The sequence below is a fragment of the Blastopirellula marina DSM 3645 genome (assembly GCF_000153105.1).
Lineage (GTDB): Bacteria > Planctomycetota > Planctomycetia > Pirellulales > Pirellulaceae > Blastopirellula > Blastopirellula marina.
Genome location: NZ_CH672376.1, coordinates 2,105,646 through 2,125,842, shown reverse-complemented (window position 1 = coordinate 2,125,842; position 20,197 = coordinate 2,105,646). Strand labels below are relative to the sequence as shown.

General features: G+C 57.0%; 17 protein-coding genes. 8 read left to right on the top strand and 9 right to left on the bottom strand.

Annotated features, from left to right (window positions below; genetic code table 11):
* Nucleotides 1-283: 283 nt before the first annotated feature.
* Nucleotides 284-1,708 (bottom strand): hypothetical protein, encoded by a 1,425-nt coding sequence (locus DSM3645_RS10595; protein WP_002652148.1) that lies wholly within the window; start codon nt 1,706-1,708, stop codon nt 284-286.
* Between the two features lie 245 nt (nt 1,709-1,953).
* Between DSM3645_RS10595 and DSM3645_RS10590 the strand changes: the two genes are divergently transcribed.
* Complete coding sequence (locus DSM3645_RS10590; protein WP_002652147.1) at nt 1,954-2,463, top strand: hypothetical protein; 510 nt, start codon at nt 1,954-1,956, stop codon at nt 2,461-2,463.
* A gap of 51 nt (nt 2,464-2,514) precedes the next feature.
* On the opposite strand, the gene DSM3645_RS10585 is transcribed toward DSM3645_RS10590, so the two are convergent.
* Nucleotides 2,515-2,874 (bottom strand): SpoIIAA family protein, encoded by a 360-nt coding sequence (locus DSM3645_RS10585; RefSeq protein WP_002652146.1) that lies wholly within the window; start codon nt 2,872-2,874, stop codon nt 2,515-2,517.
* A 342-nt stretch (nt 2,875-3,216) separates the two neighbouring features.
* Here DSM3645_RS10585 and DSM3645_RS10580 point away from each other — a divergent pair, with 342 nt between their 5' ends.
* Both DSM3645_RS10580 and DSM3645_RS10575 read left to right on the top strand, forming a co-directional pair.
* Nucleotides 3,217-4,092, top strand: a complete 876-nt coding sequence (locus DSM3645_RS10580; RefSeq protein ID WP_040351763.1) for an SDR family oxidoreductase — start codon at nt 3,217-3,219, stop codon at nt 4,090-4,092.
* A 44-nt stretch (nt 4,093-4,136) separates the two neighbouring features.
* Nucleotides 4,137-4,334 (top strand): CsbD family protein, encoded by a 198-nt coding sequence (locus DSM3645_RS10575; protein ID WP_002652143.1) that lies wholly within the window; start codon nt 4,137-4,139, stop codon nt 4,332-4,334.
* 93 nt (nt 4,335-4,427) lie between these two features.
* Here the strand turns inward: DSM3645_RS10575 and DSM3645_RS10570 are convergent, their stop codons facing one another.
* Nucleotides 4,428-6,095: an ABC transporter permease gene (locus DSM3645_RS10570; protein ID WP_002652142.1), complete on the bottom strand. Its 1,668-nt coding sequence runs from the start codon at nt 6,093-6,095 to the stop codon at nt 4,428-4,430.
* A 346-nt stretch (nt 6,096-6,441) separates the two neighbouring features.
* On the opposite strand from DSM3645_RS10570, the gene DSM3645_RS10565 reads away from it, so the two are divergent.
* Nucleotides 6,442-6,897: a ferritin-like domain-containing protein gene (locus DSM3645_RS10565; RefSeq protein WP_002652141.1), complete on the top strand. Its 456-nt coding sequence runs from the start codon at nt 6,442-6,444 to the stop codon at nt 6,895-6,897.
* Nucleotides 6,898-7,049: 152 nt separating this feature from the next.
* On the opposite strand, the gene DSM3645_RS10560 is transcribed toward DSM3645_RS10565, so the two are convergent.
* On the bottom strand, nt 7,050-7,376 hold the full coding sequence (locus DSM3645_RS10560; RefSeq protein ID WP_002652140.1) for a hypothetical protein: 327 nt from the start codon (nt 7,374-7,376) through the stop codon (nt 7,050-7,052).
* Between the two features lie 302 nt (nt 7,377-7,678).
* Here DSM3645_RS10560 and DSM3645_RS10555 point away from each other — a divergent pair, with 302 nt between their 5' ends.
* The 3 genes from DSM3645_RS10555 (at nt 7,679) to DSM3645_RS10545 (ending at nt 14,656) form a co-directional block, all read left to right on the top strand.
* A complete protein-coding gene (locus DSM3645_RS10555; RefSeq protein WP_002652139.1) occupies nt 7,679-11,119 on the top strand; it encodes a transglutaminase family protein in 3,441 nt (1,146 codons plus the stop codon).
* A gap of 80 nt (nt 11,120-11,199) precedes the next feature.
* Nucleotides 11,200-13,737: a circularly permuted type 2 ATP-grasp protein gene (locus DSM3645_RS10550; RefSeq protein WP_161603321.1), complete on the top strand. Its 2,538-nt coding sequence runs from the start codon at nt 11,200-11,202 to the stop codon at nt 13,735-13,737.
* Between the two features lie 19 nt (nt 13,738-13,756).
* On the top strand, nt 13,757-14,656 hold the full coding sequence (locus DSM3645_RS10545; RefSeq protein WP_002652137.1) for a transglutaminase family protein: 900 nt from the start codon (nt 13,757-13,759) through the stop codon (nt 14,654-14,656).
* A 315-nt stretch (nt 14,657-14,971) separates the two neighbouring features.
* Here DSM3645_RS10545 and DSM3645_RS10540 read toward each other — a convergent pair whose 3' ends face one another.
* Both DSM3645_RS10540 and DSM3645_RS10535 read right to left on the bottom strand, forming a co-directional pair.
* Nucleotides 14,972-15,928, bottom strand: coding sequence for an alpha-E domain-containing protein (locus DSM3645_RS10540; protein WP_002652135.1), 957 nt, complete (start codon nt 15,926-15,928; stop codon nt 14,972-14,974).
* Nucleotides 15,928-17,397 (bottom strand): circularly permuted type 2 ATP-grasp protein, encoded by a 1,470-nt coding sequence (locus tag DSM3645_RS10535; RefSeq protein WP_002652134.1) that lies wholly within the window; start codon nt 17,395-17,397, stop codon nt 15,928-15,930. Before DSM3645_RS10535 ends, DSM3645_RS10540 begins: the two co-directional genes overlap by 1 nt.
* A 301-nt stretch (nt 17,398-17,698) precedes the next feature.
* Between DSM3645_RS10535 and DSM3645_RS10530 the strand changes: the two genes are divergently transcribed.
* The gene (locus DSM3645_RS10530; RefSeq protein ID WP_002652133.1) at nt 17,699-17,917 is read left to right on the top strand and encodes a DUF1653 domain-containing protein; all 219 of its coding nucleotides are present in this window, start codon (nt 17,699-17,701) and stop codon (nt 17,915-17,917) included.
* Nucleotides 17,918-18,007: 90 nt separating this feature from the next.
* Here the strand turns inward: DSM3645_RS10530 and DSM3645_RS10525 are convergent, their stop codons facing one another.
* Genes DSM3645_RS10525 through DSM3645_RS10515 form a run of 3 tightly spaced genes read right to left on the bottom strand, consistent with a single transcriptional unit; the run spans nt 18,008 to nt 20,189 of the window.
* Entirely contained in the window at nt 18,008-18,199 is a 192-nt protein-coding gene (locus tag DSM3645_RS10525; RefSeq protein ID WP_002652132.1) for a hypothetical protein, read from the bottom strand.
* Entirely contained in the window at nt 18,177-18,794 is a 618-nt protein-coding gene (locus DSM3645_RS10520) for a Tll0287-like domain-containing protein (RefSeq protein ID WP_081444788.1), read from the bottom strand. Before DSM3645_RS10520 ends, DSM3645_RS10525 begins: the two co-directional genes overlap by 23 nt.
* Before the next feature lie 48 nt (nt 18,795-18,842).
* Nucleotides 18,843-20,189 (bottom strand): ammonia-forming cytochrome c nitrite reductase subunit c552, encoded by a 1,347-nt coding sequence (locus tag DSM3645_RS10515; RefSeq protein ID WP_002652130.1) that lies wholly within the window; start codon nt 20,187-20,189, stop codon nt 18,843-18,845.
* Nucleotides 20,190-20,197 lie beyond the last annotated feature (8 nt).

The window sequence follows — 20,197 nt, the reverse complement described above, 5'->3', positions numbered from 1 at the left end:
GTATGATCCGTTGGCCGCCGTCCGATCATAAATCGCTGGTGGGTCCTCCGCCTAGAATCGACCCGAATTCCGTGCGTTCTGTCAACGGACAATCTTCGGCATTTCCAGAGGCGCACCACCCCGCGCGTCGCATGCAATCAGCGTCGCTCCCGGCATGTAACACGCGTAGGTGAAGCAAGCCAAGCTCCGGTAGTTAAGATCGATCGAGATTGCCGACCGCGCAACCCACCAAGGAGGCCCTTCGCTTGATGGCGACGGCTTTTGGAGAAATGAAATACGAGACTCACGACTCACGGACCGTCTCGTCCGCATCTTCCCACCGCTGAAGATACACGGTTAGTATCTTCTTGGCTGCTGCGTGAGGCGCGAGATCGCGCGCCGTCTCTAACTGACTCTTGATCAGGATCCAATCGATCTTTTTGCGCCGGCAATGATCCGCGTAAGAGGTTAATTTCGAAGCCGCTATCCACGACGAATTTTCGTCTCCGCCGACGATCAGTTCTACCAGAAGGTCGAAGCCATCCTCGCATATTTTACGCTTGGAATCGCTATACCGGCGCATCAGCCCGTCGAGCGCCGCGCAATACGAAATCGCGGGGATTTGCCTTTCCGGATGATGCAGCGGATGGAATTGGCGATGGAAATGCAACACAGCGGCGTAGGTCGCTTCCTGGTCGATATCCTGCTTGGGGACATACAAACCGCCAGCGAAACGGATCACGCTCGAACGATATTCGATGCGGACATCAGGAGTGATTTGTTTTTCCAATTCCGTAAGCGCCGCTCGCCGCAAGACGCCTGGCGTCTTCGAATAGGAATCGCAAAGCAAATACCGGATCTCATTGTTGAGAACCCGGTAGTTGACTCCGTCCGGTTCGGTGAAAATAGTGGCGAACCGACGCAGATGACTTCGATGTCTCATCTCATGCTCGTCCACCGTAAGCTCCCGTTGGGCAAGCCTCTGATCAACGAATTGATAGACCGCCGGATGCGTGCTGGGATCCTGGAGGATCTTCCACAGCAACGAAGAATACTGCTCCTCTGATATCCAAGCTCGAATCGCGCCATAGACTCGCTCGTGCCTTAGATCGCCGCTTTGCTTTGGATATGATCCATGGACGCTCAGGCACCAAATCGCGAAGTGCGGATCTGGATCGACGCATCCTGCGATCGTCCGTTGGGCCGCTTGCTGCGAATCCTTCATGGCGATGATCTGTTTCGCCCGCTCGATGCGATCAATTTCGACAGAGACCGCCTGACCCAACGGAGCCCGACGAAACAGTTCCGGCAATTTACGATCTTCATTGGCTCGATATTGGTAAAAGACCTGGTCGCCGACTCGCGGATGCCCCAACTCGCCGCTGGCAAGATAACGAGAGGGATCATACCAGACCGATTCCAAGATGAGTTCCTGCTGCGGAAGGGGAGGGCCCAGCATCGTCCGCTCGATCGTGATCGTCAACATGACTTGTATGCGACCCTGGATCGTGCCTTGTCGCTGTTCTGGTTGCTCAATTTTCTTCAGCGTTCCCAAGACCAGCGATTCCGCAGATCCTTCCCAGGCGCCTGGTCCCAGCGGATAAAAAGGGACCGGCGTCGAAAGTTGCTGTTCGCCCGCAATGCCGTTCTGAGAGACGATCACTAGCAGCAAGATCGCAACAAGGCGTTGAATCTTCAAGATCTTGGCTCGACTGTAGGGCCAGGTCACGTTGTTGAACTGCTTATTGACGACGTTTTCTTCCGCAAAGTCAACAATTTCGTGTTCAGAAGACTGTAAGAATGAAGCTCGTTGGCCCCCAGACGCCTCATGCTACCGCCGCTAGAACCTCAATCCACAAAAACTGACTAATCGTTAAAGTCTGCCACAAAAAGGGTCGATGTGTATTGATAAGCCGGTAAGAGGAATGGAAGCCTCGCTGCTAGCACCGGGTTTATGAGGAAGGATCGACGCACATGCTATCCGAATCGAGACGATTGCCGCTCTTTACGTTGCCCGTTCTGGCGATCTTGCTTGTCGGCGGCGGATGCAGCGGCATTCCATTGGCCAAACAAACCGCCGAACAAAATGCGACGGCTGCCGCCGGGGGACCGCAATACATTGTGGAACTAGTCGATGAAGAACATCGCGGCGAAACGAAAAAGCTGCCGCTGACCGAAGGCGCAACCGTGCAAACGGCGATCGACGCTTCGCGTGCGAATCGCAAGTTCCATCGCTTTCATGTCGCGATTAGTCGCTTGCCGGCCTACCCCGGAGCGCCGCCGCAAAAGCTGGTCTCGGGATACGATCACCTCTCGAAACAAGTTCCGATGGAATACGATTATTCGCTGCGGCCCGGCGATCGTATCGTGATTTTGAAAGACACGAACAATTCGCTCGACGACATGTTTGGAACGCTGATTAATCCGTTCCGCATGATGGGGGGGGCCCCTTCGGTCGACGCCAATCCGCTGAGTCACGACTGACCGTCGGTTGAAAAACTCAGAACGGAGTTCTTCACGGAACTCCAGCATCCATCAGTCCTCGAGCCATTCGAAGGCTTCGGCTCGTTGGTCCGGTCCAAAGAAATGGATCTCGGCTGCTGTGAACGGCTTGCAGATCACGGCCATCCATTTCTCCCAGCTCGACTCGCCGATCAGCGCGACCTTGCGAATGTGGTGATAATGTTCGACCGCGAACTTCGTATCTTCCCACGCCGCGCCGGCGTCCCAGCCTTCAAACTGGTCCATCACGAATAAGATGCGGACGCGACCTACTTCTTCGATCATCCCTTCCACCGCCGGCACAAACGTCGCATAGTCGGCGCTGGTCAGCTTGCCCGACGCGGTGACTTGCAACAAATCGGCTTCATAGTTCTCCGCAATCTCGATGGTCATCTTTATTCTATCTGGCTAAGCGATTCCGGGCAGTCGGTACTGACAAACGCCCGCTCCATTGTCGGGCGTAAAGAGGTCGCACGCAACTCGCCATTACGGCGTCTGGCTCTGGTTGACCAATTTTTCTTGCGAACTTCGCTTGTCGACGATCCTGGCTGATTGCCGCACGTCCAAACGGAACGACCACCAGGCCCACGAGCGTTCCGCGAACTCTCGCTTTTTCTCGCGATATCAAGCTGTTTTTGCTCCCGATAGCTCGATTTTCGCCGGACGGCGCAGCGTTTGCAAACTGCTGAATTACTTCCTCGCCGGGATCTATTTTTGTACGGAGAGTGATCACGTATGGCTACGAAAATTGATGAACCTCGTCCACCGTTCCCCCCCCAAAACATGAGTCCGCCGGGACTGGAACGCGAGATGTCGCCGAGCCCGCAATTTGAAGCCCAGCAATATCGCGCGGCAGGCAAGTTGGAAAACTGCGTTGCGTTGATTACGGGAGGAGACTCCGGAATTGGTCGTGCAGTCGCCTACCTTTTCGCTCGCGAAGGCGCCGACGTCGCGATTCTCTATTTGCCCGAAGAACAAAACGACGCGGCCGAAACGAAACAAGCGATCGAAGCCCTGGGACGGCGCGTCTTGCTTTTGGCCGGCGACATTTGCGACGTCGATTTTTGCAAACAAGCCGTCGAATGGACGCATCAAGAGTTTGGCCGCATCGACATTTTGGTCAATAACGCCGCCTATCAAAAACATCGCGACGGGCTCGAAGAGATCTCCAGCGACCAGATCGATCGCACGTTTCGGACCAACGCGATCGCCATGTTCCATATTTGCAAAACGGCCGTCCCGTACATGCCGCCTGGTTCGGCGATCATCAACACGGGTTCGATCGTCGGCCTGGAAGGGAGCGGCAGTTTGCTCGACTACGCCGCGACCAAAGGGGCGATTCACGCATTCACAAAATCGTTGGCGCAAAATCTCTTGGACCGCGGCATCCGGGTCAATTGCGTCGCACCGGGTCCCGTCTGGACTCCGCTGAATCCTGCCGAGCGTCCCGACGAGGAGACCGTCAACTTTGGAGGCAAAACGCCGATGGGGCGTCCGGCTCAACCCGAAGAAATCGCCCCGGCTTATGTCTTCTTGGCTTCAGCGGCGGACTCGAGTTACCTCACTGGACATGTCCTGCCGTTGACCGGCGGTTCGCCAACCGCTTCCTGAGTCACCCCTTTTGCGTACCTGCTCTTTTTTACAAGGATCCAACAATGAACTGGGATCAGATCGAAGGAAATTGGAAGCAATTCAAAGGCAAAGCCCAACAGCAATGGGGCAAGCTGACCGATGACGACCTGAATCGCGTTAACGGCAAGCGTGAAGAGTTGGCCGGCTGTATCCAAGAGCGTTACGGCACAGCCAAAGAAGATGCCGAGAAAGAAATCGACGAGTTTTGCAAACGTTGTTAGTCGCAACGCATACGCATACGCATAATCGATGGCGGCGCCCGCAAGGGTCGCCCATTCGACAGCCGATTCCACCAGGCGGACGGCTGTCGTTTTTTATTCGGCGACGCGCCAACGACGATTGAATAGCCAGGTCATGGAGCAAAACAGCGCCAGATTTAGCAGCGACGTAAACGCCGCGTAGTAGCCGAACTTGACCCAACTGCCGACAATGCTCTGCGACTGGTCGCCCACTTGAAACGACATCGGCACGTTCCAGGTTGCGGCGAAGGGGCTAATGATTGTCAAGCGATCGGCCCAAGAGACAATCGCGGCGTTGGTCGCAATGACCTCGGCAGGCGCATCGAGCGGAGTCTGCCCGAACGCCAAATCGGCGAAGTAGGCGAACGCCAGCGGACCGGCGAACATGGTGATGATCACCAGGTAGGTCGTCATCAAACTATGGGCCGTCTTGCGGAAGTTGACCGACGCGAACAACGCGAGCATCGAAGAAGTGAAACAGGTCAGCGCGATGATCACCAGATAGCCCAGCACCGACGTGAAGTTCTCCCAATAGTGAGTCACCATCACGCAGGCCAACAGCAGCGGCCACAACAAAAAGCCGGTCAGCACCGTCGAGACGCGCAGCCCGGCCAGCAACTTGCCCGAGAGGATCTGCCAAGGGGAAATCTCGGTCGTCAGCAACAAGTCGAGCGTTTGTCGCTCTCGTTCTGACGTAATGCTGCCGGCGGAAAAGACCGGGCCGACCAACATGTTGAACAGCACGACGTACGAAATGTAATAAGGCGCGTTGTGCGGCCAGATGTACAAGCAGATCGCCATCAACGGGATCGCCAGCACCATGCTGACCTGGATCACGACCCGCAGCATCAACGTTCCTTGCGCGAAGATCTCGCTATGAATCTCCTTCTCGTAGACCGGGTTGGCGTTGTCTTCCAACAACTTCGTGCGTTTGGGAGGTGCGAACAATCGGTCTGGAAACTGATCGCGCTGGATCACCAAGCCGACCGCTTCTTCCGCTTCTTTATCAAGATCGACGACCTCGCCCCCTTCGCTGCCGACATCCGGCGGATAGAGCAAGCGCCGGCTGGTGATTGCAAACAGGACGCCGCAAATCGCGACCGAAGCGAGCGGCACAAACGCCAACAAGACGGCGAGTCGCGTAGCGCCAGAGCCTTGGAACGATTGCCAGAACATCGCGCCAACCAGCGCAATCGGCAAGATAACCAGATACGAGACGACCAGCGACGAAGCGGTCCGCTGAAAGTAACTGCTGCACGCGACGCTAATCATGCCAAAGGTCGCGACCGCGACCATCAACAGAAAGTAGGCGGCGATCACTTCGTACAGCGAAACCCCTCCCAACGGCAAACAGAGCAGCACGATCGGCAGCGACGTAAAGATCAGCAGCGCCAAGTGCGCGAGCGACGCCATCAGCTTGCCGATGACAATTGCGCCCGGCTTCAGCGGACTGGCCAGCAGCATTTCGTAAGTCTTCCGCTCTTTTTCTCCGGTCAGCGCACCGGCGGCGAAGCTGGGCGCCATCATCGACGCGAGGATGAACTGGCCGAGAAAAAAGAGATTGAACAGCTTCTGCGCTTCGGCCCGGTTTCCTTCGGGATCCCAGCGTTCGACCTGCGGCCAGGCCGCATAGACGACGCCTGCCAACAAGACATGAAACAGAAACAACAAGACGAACGAGCGAACCGTCCGCAAATTGACCAGCAATTCCCGCTGCAGCACGGGATTTTCAACGAGGTACATCCAGGTGTGCGCTCCGTCAGCCGTCGCAAGGTGATGATTTCTGGCGTCATTGTAAGCGGCCGATCGCCGGTCCGCCCACCACTTTGTCGATCAGATCGCCGAGAGTCGCAAACTTATTGAGACTGAATCACCCCACACGAACGCATCAATCAAGGCGCAAATGAGACAGGCTATCTTTTTGAAGAAAACTAAGCCCCTACGTCATAAAGACTTAGCCCATTCTCGACAGCCGCCGAAAGAACGCTAGGATAAGAGTAGAAGTTGAGACTAACCGCGAGCCAAAGGGCGCCTGACTTTTTCGGCGTCTGCCGCCAGCAATACATACGCCCAGTAAGGAGAGACAATCATGGACCAAACAGTCATCGACAAGTTGAACGACATTTTGCGGCACGAGTGGACCGGAGTCGCTCAATACTCGCAAGCTGGTTTCGTCGTAACCGGCCTGATGCGTGAAGTTTACTCCGACATGTTCCTGGACAGCGCCAAAGAATCGTTTGGCCACGCCAAGAAGATCGGCCAGAAGATTTCGGCCCTAGGCGGTGTTCCGACCGTCGAACGCAATCCGGTCAAACAGTCGACCGACCTGACCGAACTGCTAGAAATCGGGCTCGAATTCGAGTCGAAAGCGGTCGCGCTGTACACCGAAGTGCTGAAGATGGTCGACGGCAAAGATCGCCCGTTGGTGATTTTGCTCGAAGATATCCTGCTCGAAGAGCAAGAAGGGGTCGACCACATTTCACTGATCCTGAAGGATCACCCCGGTTCGGCCGCCAGCGGCAAATCGACCAGCAAAGTCGGCTAGCAGTCTACCGCAGCCTAATTTTTGGGGACCATTGCCACGGCCTTGCGTGGCAATGATTGTGCATGAAATAAACGTTTGGCGGTGCACTGCTCACTCGATTCCTGCGTACTTTCACGCTAGGAATCGACCGCAACAGGTTAGAAGCCGAATTATTAGGCCGATTCGGCTTGCCAGACTTTCAAATGAGACGCAAAGACGTCGGGGCGCTCTCCAGCGATCCGGCGTTCTTTTTTGGATTCGGCGACCATTTGCGGCATCGCACCAGCTTGTCCGAGGGCCTGACGCATCGGCGCCAATTGATCGGCGGCGAGACGAATGCTGGACTGGGTAAACCAGCCGACGCGATCGCCCCCCCATGACTGCTGTCGCACCTCGATGTGGCTATCGCCAGCGTCGTTGGTGCAAACAACCACAGCAGTGCGCTCTCCATCCGTGGAAGCGTAAACGGTGTTGACCGTATATTCTTGAGCAATCTGCATATTGAAGCGTACTCTTCAGAAAATGAGACTCGATCTCATGTGCAGTGCAATTATCAAGGGTGGGAGCAACTATGTCAAGCGCAAACGATTCACGTCTGTAGGATTCCGACGCGCCAATCGTTATTTCGCGACACGAGCGCGCATGGTGCTTTAAATTTAGGCAAAAAACGCCCGGAAAGTTTTGCCTGGACCTAACTTAGAGCAAAATTAGAGCGGGGCCCAAGATTTGCTTGATAGCATAGAAGCTTTCCCCACCCCACCCAAAGCAAAATAGCCGCGACGCACGCAAAGGCACTACCACGATGGCGATTCTGACCGCGCTGCACCATTCGACCTTTTATCAATACGACCGTCATATTGGGATGGGCCCGCAAACCATTCGTCTGCGGCCAGCGCCCCATTGTCGTACGCCGATTCACAGCTATTCGCTAACGATCAGCCCGAATGCTCACTTCCTGAACTGGCAGCAAGATCCGTTCGGCAACTTCGTCGGCCGCGTCGTCTTCACCGAGCCGGTCGATCATTTCCGGGTTGATATCGACTTGATCGCCGAGATGACGGTGATCAATCCGTTCGACTTCTTCATTGAGCCCGCAGCGGAGATGTACCCCTTCGCTTACGAAGCGGCGCTGAAGGCCGATCTCCTGCCGTTCCTCGAAAAGGAACCGGCTGGTCCGCTCTTGAATGAGTTGGTGCAGTCGATCGATCGGACGCCGCGGAAGACGATCGACTTTGTCGTCGACCTGAATCAACGCATCCACCAAGAGCTGGAATACGAAATCCGGATGGAGCCCGGCGTGCAAACGCCAGAAGAATCGTTGACGCTCCGTCGCGGTTCGTGTCGCGACTCGGCCTGGTTGTTGGTGCAGACGCTGCGCAACCTTGGCTTCGCGGCTCGCTTCGCTTCGGGTTACATCATTCAGTTGAAGCCGGACGTCAAATCGTTGGACGGCCCCTCCGGCACCGAAATCGACTTCACCGACTTGCACGCTTGGGCGGAAGTCTTTCTGCCTGGCGCCGGTTGGATCGGACTCGACGCGACCTCGGGTCTGTTGGCCGGTGAAGGACATATTCCGCTCGCGTGCACTCCTTCGCCGATCAGCGCCGCGCCGATCGACGGCGGTCACGAGGCGTGTGAGAAGGTGGACTTCAGCTTCTCGATGAACGTATCACGTTTTCGAGAAGATCCGCGCGTCACCAAACCGTACACCGAAGAAGAGTGGGAGAAGATCTACGCTCTCGGCGGAGAAGTCGATCAGCGTCTCGATCAAGCCGACGTCAAAATGACGATGGGCGGCGAGCCGACGTTTGTCTCGATCGATGACATGGAAGGGGACGAGTGGACCACCGCCGCGGTCGGCCCCACCAAGCGCCGCCTGGCCGACAACCTGATGCGTCGCTTGTTCAATCGCTTTTCACCCGGCGGTCTGCTCCATTATGGCCTGGGCAAATGGTATCCCGGCGAGCCGCTTCCGCGCTGGGCGTTCCGCTGTTATTGGCGCGAAGATGGACAACCAATCTGGGAAAACCCAGAACTGTTCGCTGTCGATCATGTCGACTACGGCCATACGGCGGACGTCGCGAAAGAATTTGGCGTGATCCTGGCCGAAAAGATCCAGGTCAATCCGCAGCATGTCAGCTTCGCCTATGAAGACGCGTTTTACTATGCGTGGCGCGAACGGCGGATGCCGGCGAACGTGAATCCCAAAGATTCCAAACTGGAAGACAAAGAAGAGCGTCTGCGCATGGCGCGGATCTTCGAACAAGGGCTCACCAGCCCGGTCGGCGTTATCCTGCCGCTGCAATTCGCCCATTGGGAGCCGACGCCTCGCTGGATCAGCGGCGAGTGGGTAGTTCGTTCTGAGGAATTGTTCCTCGTCCCCGGCGACTCGCCGATGGGATTGCGCCTGCCGCTCGACTCACTGATTTGGGAAACGAAAAACGAACGTTCGATTCTTTTCCCGCTGGATCCGTTGGCCGAGCGAACTTCGCTGATGTCGCACGAAGAACTCGTAGCTCGCCACAGCGGGATGGAAATGCTGGCCGGCGCGTCGCATGCGCCCATCTACGCTCGCACGCATAGCAACGGCGGACTCGGCGGCGTGCGTCCTGGCCAAGCGATGCATGGCCAATCGCTCGGCGATGGACGACCTGCGTCAACCGGCGGCGGCGGCGGTGGTAACGGCCAAAGCGCTGCCTGGGACAGCACCACGTACGATTCGTCCGTCATACGGACCGCGCTCTGCATCGAAGCTCGCGAAGGACGTCTGCATGTCTTCTGCCCGCCGCTCGACCGGATCGAAGCCTATCTTGATTTGATGACCGCGATCGAACAAACGGCCAAAGAGTTGAATGTTCCGGTCGTGATCGAAGGCTATTTGCCGCCGCACGATGATCGGATCAACAGCTTCAGCGTGACTCCCGATCCCGGCGTGATCGAAGTCAACATTCAACCGGCCCACAACTGGGATCAGTTGGTCGATATCACCACCGGCGTTTACGAAGATGCGCATTACTCGCGTCTAGGAACCGAAAAGTTCAACCAAGATGGGCGCCACACCGGCACCGGCGGCGGAAATCACGTCGTCATCGGCGGCCCGACTCCCGCCGATAGTCCTTTCCTGAAGCGTCCTGACTTGCTTCGCAGTTTGGTCGCCTATTGGCACAATCACCCTTCGCTGTCGTACTTGTTCAGCGGTTCGTTCATCGGCCCGACCTCGCAAGCGCCGCGCGTTGACGAAGGTCGTCGCGACTCGATTTACGAGTTGAAAATCGCGTTTGAGCAAATTCCCGAAAGCGGCGAATGTCCTCCGTGGATGGTCGATCGAATCTTCCGCAACTTGTTGGTCGACATGACCGGCAACACGCATCGCTCTGAGTTTTGCATCGACAAGCTCTTTTCGCCTGACAGCAGTTCCGGCCGTCGCGGCCTGCTCGAGTTCCGTGCGTTTGAAATGCCGCCGCATGCTCGTATGAGCCTGACGCAGCAACTGTTGCTGCGTTCGCTGGTCTGCCGCTTCCTCGAGGATCCGTATCGCACGCCGCTGGTCGATTGGGATACGACGCTGCACGACCGCTTTATGTTGCCGTACTTTGTCTGGCAAGACTTTGAAGACGTCATTCTGGAAACGAACCAACACGCTTTTGATATAAAGGCCGAGTGGTTTGCTCCTCACTTCGAATTCAAGTTCCCCAAGATCGGGCACTTTACGCAGCGCGGCGTAAACATCGAACTTCGAACCGCGATCGAACCTTGGTACGTGCTGGGAGAAGAGCAGGGCGCCGCCGCAACCGCTCGCTACGTCGACTCGTCGATTGAACGACTTCAGGTGCGTGTCGACGGGATGACCCCAGACCGCTACATGATTACCTGTAATGGCCGCAAAGTGCCGCTTCATCCGACTGGGGTACAAGGGCAATTTGCGGCAGGCGTCCGCTATCGGGCCTGGCAGCCGCCGTCATGCTTGCATCCGACAATTCCGGTCGACGAACCGCTGACGTTCGACTTGTTTGACATTTGGCAACAGCGTTCGCTCGGCGGGTGCCGATACTTTGTGGGCCACCCCGGCGGAAATAATCCAGAGTCGTTTCCGGTGAATGCCTTTGAAGCCGAATCGCGCCGAGCCGCACGCTTCCACCAAATGGGGCATACTGCAGGCAAAATGCCGATGCCGCAAGATGAACCGAATTCTGACTTCCCCTTCACGTTAGATTTACGCCGGGGTAAAACGGTACGGAAGTGAGCCCGCTTCGTCGCGATCCATTTGATCCGTCGACTGATCCGTCGACGACGACGCCCCCACCATTGTCGAACGAACGCCCCGTGTCGAATGCTTCCCCGAACGCGCCGCCGACACCTGCTCTCTTTTCCCAATATCGGAAAGGAGAAGGGGTCTACGACGAATTGTATGACGCCAGCGGAGTGCGCGGCGCCTGGCGCCCTTTTGTCCAAGCGATTGAAGGGCTCGGCGTCGAGGGCTTCAAACGACGCTGGCAGCAAGCGAATCGCGCGCTAAACCGTAACGGCTTGGCGTACAGCTCGTGGAAAGAAAACGAAAAGGAGGCTCGTCCCTGGGAGCTTGATCCCATTCCATTGCTCATCGCGAGCGAAGACTGGGACATCGCGGTCAAGGGACTGCAGCAACGTGCGCGGCTGTTGGAAGCGATTTTGACCGACATCTACGGTCATCAAGAGCTGATGAAAAGCGGCGTGCTGCCGCCGGAAGTCGTGTTTAGCCATCCCGGCTTTTGCCGACCGTTCCATCGCCAGCGACCGCCGGCCAATCATTTTTTGCATTTTTACGCCGCCGATATGGCTCGTGCGCCGAACGGCAAATGGTGGGTGCTGGCCGATCGGACCGAAGCTCCTTCCGGCGCCGGTTTCGTACTGGAGAATCGCCTGATTCAGTCGCGTACGTTACCGACGATCTTCCATCAAGCGAACGTGCAGCGTCTCGCCCAATACTTTCTCGCGTTCAAGCGCGCGGTCGCCGCCGCGGCCCCCCGCGTCGAAAATCCGCGCGTAGTCATTCTCAGTCAGGGCTCCGGCGGCCCCAACTACTTTGAAGACGCTTACCTGGCGCGGTATCTCGGATATACGTTGGTCGAAGCCTCCGACCTGGCGATTCGCAATCACCGAGTGATGCTGAAAACGCTCGGCGGGTTGATCCAGGTCGACGTCATTATTCGTCGCCCCAACAGCGATCAATGCGACTCGCTTGAGTTGAGCCATACCGCCGAAGGGGTTCCCGGCCTGCTGCAAGCTTCGCGTAACGGCAACGTCGCGGTGATCAATCCGCTCGGCTCGGGACTGGTCGAGTCGCCGATCTTTATGGCTTTCATGCCGAAGCTTTGCCAGGAGTTGTTTGGCGAACCGCTGCTCATGCCAGGCGTCGCAACCTGGTGGTGCGGCGATCCTGGCCAGATGGATCATGTGCTCGCCAATCTCGATACGCTGATCGTCAAACGCTCTTATCGCATGCGTGGCCGCGAGTTGGCGTTCGCCAACATGGTGCGCAATCAGTCGCGGGAAGCGACGATCAAGATGATTCGCTCCGACCCCCACCAGTACGTGGGGCAAGAAGTCGTCAAGCGTTCGACTTGTCCCGTCTGGAAATCGCAGGGCATCGCTCCCGCGCCGATCGCGATGCGTGCGTTCGCCGTCGCATCCGGCGATGATTTTGAAGTGATGCAGGGGGGACTCGTTCGCGTTTCGGCGGCGCCTGATCCGCTCGAAATGTCGATCCTGGCCGGCGAAAAAAGTAAAGACGCGTGGATCCTTTCGCAAGGTCCGGTCAATCGCGTTTCGTTGCTGAAAAAAGCGGGCGGACCGATTGATCTGAAACGGACCGGCGGCGAGCTTCCCAGTCGCGTCGCCGAGAACTTGTTCTGGCTCGGTCGCAATCTGGAACGCGCCGACGTTTGCGCTCGCTTGCTGCGCGCGACGATCGTGCGTCTGACCAGCGAATCGATCTTGGAAGAACAGCCCGAAACGCCGGCGCTGCTGCGAGCGCTGGCCGACATCGGCCAGATTGAAACCGGTTACGGCATCGAAGAAATTCGGAAACAACTGCCGCCGCTCGAAACGGCGTTGCCGCCGGCCGTGTTTGATGCGAGCGACTCGTTCAGCTTGCGCGCGATCGTGACCGAGATCTTCCGCCTGACGACGCGCTCACGCGATCGCGTTTCGTCCGACAGTTGGCGGATTTTGCATCGCATCGATAAAAGTTTTACGCCACCGGCCGTCGGTCAGTGGGATCTGTCTGACTTGCTGACGCTATTGGATGATTTGATCCTCGATCTGGCGGCGTTTAGCGGTATCGTGTCGGAAAGCATGACGCGGACGCAGATCTATTACTTCCTCGATATGGGGCGTCGCATCGAGCGAGCGCTGCAGCAAGTTCGGCTGCTCCGCAATTGTCTGATCGAGCCGACCGGCGATCTGACGGCGATCCTGGAAGCGTTGCTGGAAATCTCCGACAGTTCGATGACTTATCGCTCGCGTTATCTGGCCGATGTCCAGATGCCGGCGGTGCTCGACCTGCTGCTGACCGATGAAACCAATCCGCGTTCGATCGCTCGGCAGTTGGTGCAACTGCTTGACCATGTGAACGCATTGCCTCATAACACGAGTTCAGGACTGTTTTCGCTAGAGCAGCGACTAGCGATGACGCTGTTGAACGAAACGCGAATGTGCGACGTGACTGCTTTCCGAGAATCGGAAGATCTCAATCCCAACGCTCCGCTCAGTCTGCTGCTGCAAGACATTGAGTCGCTCTTGCCAAAACTTGCGGACGCATTGTCCAATCGCTATTTGGTGCACGCCGGCGCCCAAGTGCAACTTACCGAGATTCGTTCCTAAACGGTCAACGCGACGACGTATGCAATATCGCATTTCGCACACGACGAAATACTCCTACGCCGAGCCGGCCTCGGTCTGTCATAACCTGGTTCATCTGGCCCCGGCCAATTTTCCTCGCCAGGCCGTTCACGAGTACCGCCTGACCGTCCAGCCGTCGCCGCCGACCATCGTCAATCGCCGCGACTATTTCAACAACCGGGTCGACTACTTCTCAGTCACCGAGCCGCACGATGGACTGACCATCGTCGCGACGAGTCGGGTCGACGTCTCGCCGCCGCCGCCGATCGAAGACAATCCTCCCTGGGAACAAATCGTCGCGGAGTTTCGCCCCGGCACGCCGCGGATCCTCTCGGTCTTGCAGTTCGCCTTCAAATCGCGACACATTCCGATGCTGGATCAACTGCAGGAATACGCCAAGATTTCGTTCACCAAGAATCGTCCGATCTATGACGCAGCGCGAGAATTGACCAAGCGGATCCGGACCGATTTCAAATACGATTCGTCCGCGACCACCATTCAAACGCCAGTCGCCGAAGCGTTCGCCAACCGACATGGCGTTTGCCAAGACTTCGCCCACATCGCGATCGGCTGCCTGCGTTCGCTGGGCTTGCCGGCGCGTTACGTCAGCGGCTATCTCCGCACGTTGCCGCCGCCGGGCAAACCTCGTTTGGTTGGCGCCGACGCGTCGCACGCTTGGTTTTCGGCTTATTGCGGCGACAAAACTGGTTGGGTCGATCTGGACCCGACCAACGACATGTTGTGCAGCACCGACCATGTCACCAACGCGTGGGGGCGTGACTTTGAAGACGTCACGCCGATCCAAGGAGTCGTCGTCGGCGGCGGCGCCCACATGATGAGCGTCTCAGTCGATGTAGAACCACTGGAGCCGACGGCGACCCAATCACAGTCGCAGTCGTAGGCCGGTAGATCTCTAATTCTTCGTAGCCCGAAGCGCAATCTTGGAAGTTGCCGTTTTTCGAATCAAGCGAACACTAGAGCGTTGCGCCAGCAAGGGAAAGCGGTTGGCGATCCCCGCTCGGATTGAAGTGGCGAACCGCATTCCCTCGCTGGCGCTGGCGGGCTAGTGTGATGATTTTCGGTTGATTCTGGCCGTGCTTTACCGTTCTTCAGCGGTGTTCAATACTTCGCGAATTGCTAAATGGCGCAGCTTTAAAGCGGGCGCAGCCAACTACAAAGAGAGAGTCGCGACCCGTATTCTGGCAGCCGCACGGCGTTACGCCACGTCGGCTTCTCGCGCGAAAAAGGTATTGGAGAGCGCCAATCCTACGGCGTTGACGCGGCGCTGCATGTCGTCGACAAATTCGTGCATGCCGCGATTGATGATGTCGTCGGCGCTGGTGAACGCCAGGCTGGCGCGTAGCTGACCGAGTCGTTGTTCCGGCAGATTGCTGAAGCTTTCTGGATCGGAGCCGGAGATCGCGTGCAACGAATCGTTCGCCTTCGACAGGCAATGCAGGATGGCGCGCGGAAAGGCGCGATCCAACACGAGGAAGCTGACAATGTTGGCCGGAATGATTCGCCCATAACGCTGGCGATACATCTCAAAAGCGCTGGCCGAACGGAGCAGGGCGGACCACTGCAATTCGTCAAACGGCGAACCGACATGTTGCGGGCTCGGCAGCAAGATATAGTACTTGACGTCCAGGATACGCGACGTTTTGTCGGCGCGTTCCATGAAGCGTCCAAATTGACCAAAGTGCCAACCTTCGCCATGGGTCATCGTCGCGTCGGTGATGCCGATAAAGTGCTGTCCCGAGGCTCGGATTTGCTCGTAGAAAACGAGTTGCTCTTCGCTGACGCCGTCGGCGCCGCCGACATCTTTCACCATCAGGTAAAAGTTGTTGATGTGCTCCCACATCTCGGCCGAGATCACCTCGCGAATGCTACGAGCGCATTCTCGCGCTCCGACGAGCGACGACAAAATCGAGTTCGGATTGTTGCGATCGAACGTCAGAAACTGCAGCACGTTTCGCTTGGTCGGTGCGTCGTAGTGTTCGTAGAACAGCTTGTCGTCACCGGTCGTGGTCACCAAAGGTAGCCATTGCTGATGCCCCTCCGAGGCCAGATCCATGCTGAGGTTTAGATTGACGGAAATGAAACGCGCCACGTTCTCGGCGCGTTCCACGTAACGGCTCATCCAATAGATGGATTCCGCGACGCGGCTCAGCATTACGGCAGTTCCTCAACAACCCAGGTATCTTTGCTCCCGCCGCCTTGCGAGGAGTTAACCACGAGTGAGCCCTTTTTCAAAGCGACTCGGGTTAATCCGCCTGGCAGCACGAATACGTCGCGACCGTAGATGATAAACGGTCGCAAGTCGACGTGACGTCCTTCCAGGTGATCCTCAATAATCACCGGCGCTCGGGAGAGACTAAGCGTCGGTTGGGCGATGTAATTGCGTGGATTGGCTTTGATCAAGTCGGCGAATTTCGCTTGTTCTTCGCGGGTTGATCGGGGGCCGATCAGCATGCCGTATCCGCCTGACTCATTGGCCGGCTTAACGACAAACTTATCCAGATTTTTCAGCACATGATCGCGTTGCTTCTCGTCCCAACATACAAAAGTCGGGACGTTCGACAAGATCGGGTCTTCACCCAGATAATACTTGATCATCTCCGGCACATAGGCGTAAACGACCTTGTCGTCGGCGATTCCAGTGCCGGGCGCGTTCGCCAGAGCGATGTTGCCGGCCTCATAAGCTTCGATCAGACCAGGCACGCCTAGCAGCGAATCTTCACGGAAGACTTTCGGATCGATAAAATCGTCGTCAATGCGACGATACAAGACATCGATCCGAGCCAGTCCCTTCGTCGTGCGCATGTAGACTTTTTTGTCTTGCACGACCAGATCGCGGCCTTCGACCAGATCGACCCCCATCTGCTGGGCCAGGAACGAATGCTCGAAATAGGCGGAGTTGTAGACCCCCGGCGTCAGCACGCCCACGGTGGGAGTATCGGTCCGGTCTTCCGCCAAATAGTTGAGCGCGTCGAGCAGCTTGCCGCAATAGTCGTCAATCGGGCGGACCGACAGCGATTCAAACAGATCGGGAAACGCCTGCTTCATCAACTGGCGATTTTGCAGAACGTAGGAAACGCCGGACGGGCAGCGCAGGTTGTCTTCGAGAACGTAGAACTTTCCCTCTTGATCCCGCACCAGGTCGGTTCCGGTGATATGACACCAGATCCCCTTGGGAGGCTTTAGCCCCACGCATTGCGGTCGGAAGGAAGCGGCGGAACGGACGACATGTTCGGGAATCGCGCGATCTTTTAGGATCTTCTGATCGCTGTAAATGTCGCCGATAAATAGATTCAACGCGGCGATGCGCTGCTTCAGGCCGTCGGTGACCCATTGCCACTCGTCGGCGTTGATAATCCGCGGGAGAATATCGAAAGGAATGATCCGCTCGGTCCCTTCTTCGTCTCCATAGACGTTGAAAGTGATCCCAAGACGCACCATTGATCGCTCGGCCGCCAATTTGCGACGCTGCAGATCCAGCGACGTCAGACCGATGACCCGTTTGTAGAGTAAGTTGCAATTGTCGCGAGGCGACGAATCGTGCGCGAACATTTCGTCGTAAAAATCGCCGACGTCGTACTCCGAAACTCCGTTAATTTGTTCCATGGATGTTTGTTGTTGCATGACGTGCGGCTCCTGCGCTTCGATGGGGTTTTCTCAGCGTAGGGTGAAAGTAGCACGTTCTGTGCCACGTCGTCACAAGGACGGAAATGAATCGCAAATTAACTGTTTTCAATCGTTTGCGCTGTTTATTTTGCCCTCGGACAAAAAGTCCCCAAGGGCAAATGCCCGTTTTTCGCGCAGCCTGATTGAAAGTTTGCGCGGCCTGACGGCCGTTGCGCATTCATGATATCAATTGAAAGAGCCGCCGCGACCATTAACTTGGCCACTCTCCAGAATTAATCCTATCGACGGGAACCGCACCATGGACGCCCATATTTCCCCTGGCCGTTATCGCCACTACAAAGGGCCGGAATATACCGTGCTCGGCGTCGCACGGCACAGCGAAACCGAAGAACTGCTGGTCGTCTATCGCCAAGAATATCCCCCGCATGGTCTTTGGGTCCGGCCAGCCGCGATGTTTGCCGAAACAGTCGAGATGGACGGTAAAACGATTCCGCGGTTTGAAAAAATTGCCGAGTGATCGCTCCCCAAAGAGCGATCCGACTACGGCGCCGCTTCGCAGGCCGTGATCATCGCTCCGGCGAGGGTCGTGTAAACCACGGTCCAGGCCTCATTCGTTTCCGGCGTGAACGCATCTCCAAACTTTGGTCGAGCGCCCCAACAACGCGGCGCCGACCGGTTGGTAGTCCTCCGCCTTTACGCCGTAGTCGTGATGGCGGCTGGCCAGCGCGGCGATCGCCGGCGTAATCTTCTCTCGCCGAACAAGCGACGAGCCGACGCTAGTCGATCGGCACGCGGACAATCACTCCCCCCATCGTGTCCCCCATTTTGAACTCGGGGAATTCTGCGCCTCGATTCGGATGATTGTTGTGGCAATCGAAGCAAGCGTTGGCGACCGCTTTGTCGGCGTAGACCGCGACCAGATACTTCTGGCCGGCGAGTTCTTCTTCACCATAAAAGTTATCGTCATGCTCGGCGACATATTCGAGCGCCTCGATTTCGACCGGCGTCGCCGCTTTGTTCTGATCGTTAAGCGGCCACTTTGATTTCAGAGCGTACTGGAAGCCTGCGTCCTCATCGTCGGCGACGATTTCTGATCCCATCCGAAACATCTGCGCCGGCAGCGGAATCGTGTCGTCTTCGTCCTTCCAATATTCGCTCGGAGTGACCGAGCTCTCCTGACTCTTCAAGCGATTGACGACATGCTTGGTATAGACGGTTCGGTCGGCCATCATGACCGAGTGAACCGCATCCGCAAATTTCTTCGGCGAGATGCCGCCGCCTGCGGTCGACGGTACTCCAACAGCGCCTCCCGCGGCTGGCCCGCAGCCGGTCAGTCCCCCAACGATCGTCGTAATCGCGCACAACCAGAGTACGCTGCAATTTCGTAATGACATGCTTCTAGCTCCTTTGGGATATGTTCGATGGAATAACCACTTGGCTCGTCAGTCGCTTGACTGTTTGCGGTTTCTCGCCTGTTTCTCTCGCTCTTTCGCTTCGAACCAGGCCTTGGCCATTTCCAGGCTCTCGACATGCACGGTCGGCTTCGCCTGAAAACAGTTTTCCAGCAGTTGGGTGTCGGCCAGCGAGTCGAGCGAAAACTGCAACCCATGGCAGTTCAGGCAGACCGAGCGAACCATCGCCTCGTTGGGCTGCAGGTTCGCGTTTTGATTGTGTTGAACGGTGACGCGGCGTCCTTCCTCGACGCGCGGCAGATGACACGTCGCACAGCTGACGCCGGAACCGGCCGGCGCCGTGCCGGCGACTTCCGCTTTCCAGAGTTCGAAATGGGAAGAGGCTTGATAGGCTTGCGAATGTTCATCGTCATGACAATTCAAACAAGCGTTGACCGCCGCGTGTTGCGTATCAAACCGATGATCATCGTGACACGACGTGCAACTCAGCTCGCGATGCGCGGCCGCCGCTTTCATGGGCAATCGCGCTTGCTCTGGAGTCATCGGCGACAAACCGGCCGCAATCCGCATTCCGTGCATCCCCTGCAGAAACCCGGCATGCTCGCTCTGGTGACACGTTTCGCAGTCGTGCGTCGTTAGCTGTTCGCGCCATTTGGCCGTTCCACCTTTTTCCACCGGCTGCGCGTGGCACCCGGCACAGTTGACGCCGGCGGCGGCATGGGCCGTTTCGCGCCAATCTGTTTCGAGCGTTGCGTCGTATTTTGTTCCCGCCGGCGCATCTGGCTTGACGACCCTTTTGGCGGGATCTATCTCTGGAGAGAGCAACGGGACGTGCGGATCAGCCAGGATGTCCGATGCGCCGTCGTGCTTGAACAAAAAGTCTTCGTACAACGCCGAGTTGTCGTGGTAGTTGTGACAGCCGGAGGTGGTGCAAGTGTTGAATTCAAAGTTAGCGTGACTGGGTCGTGATTGCGCGATCTCGTCGTGACAATAGACGCAATAGTTGGTGGGGATCGTCACTCCCATCGCGGTCGTCTCATGCGGATCATGCTCGCGATGGCAAGTCACGCACTCGCGAGCTTCAATCTTCTCTAAACGATGCGCGTTGGTCGGGTCGCGAAATTTCTTCGCGGGATGCGTGTCGTACTCTTGAAGCGCCGTATGACAATCGCGACACGAGTTGTTGTTGACTCCGGCGCCGGCGTCATGACAGGCGCTGCACTTCAACTCAATTTGATAGTGCCCATGCGTCGTTTCACCCGGCAGAAAGACGGACTTCGCGACGCTTGGCTCGACGACAAACAGCGAATAGACCAGCGGTGCGCTTACCGCCAAGGTAAGCAGCGCCGCCCAGATCGCTACGCCATATCGGGCCATGATTCGCC